Source organism: Exiguobacterium sp. s131 (genome assembly GCF_018617345.1).
Classification (GTDB): Bacteria; Bacillota; Bacilli; order Exiguobacteriales; family Exiguobacteriaceae; genus Exiguobacterium; species Exiguobacterium profundum.
In genome coordinates this window covers 1-380 of the sequence record NZ_JACSJX010000016.1, presented here as the reverse complement: position 1 = coordinate 380, position 380 = coordinate 1, and the positions used below count along the sequence as shown (strand labels likewise).

Here is a 380-nt window from a genome sequence, read left to right as displayed (position 1 = left end):
GAGACGATGAGGTAGATAGGTCATGGGTGGAAGCGTGGCGACACGTGGAGCTGAATGATACTAATCGGTCGAGGCTTTGATCTAGTCTAATGGTTTGTGTTGATGAATCCTCAGTTTTGAGAGAACAATCTCTCTAAAATATGTTGACATTATCGATAAATAATGTTAATATAATACTTGTCTGGTGGCGATAGCGAGACGGCCACACCCGTTCCCATGCCGAACACGGAAGTTAAGCGTCTCAGCGCCGAAAGTAGTTGGGGGATCTCCCCCTGTGAGGATAGGACGTTGCCAGGCAAGATCGTTCCGCAATAGCTCAGTGGTAGAGCAACCGGCTGTTAACCGGTAGGTCGTAGGTTCAAATCCTACTTGCGGAGCCA

At 48.4% G+C, this 380-nt stretch carries 1 tRNA gene and 1 rRNA gene; both read left to right on the top strand.

Features of this window, described 5'->3' with window-relative positions:
• Positions 1-180 precede the first annotated feature (180 nt).
• Positions 181-297, top strand: a 5S ribosomal RNA gene (gene rrf, locus KNO69_RS15265).
• 8 nt (positions 298-305) lie between these two features.
• Positions 306-380: transfer RNA gene (locus tag KNO69_RS15260), tRNA-Asn, on the top strand.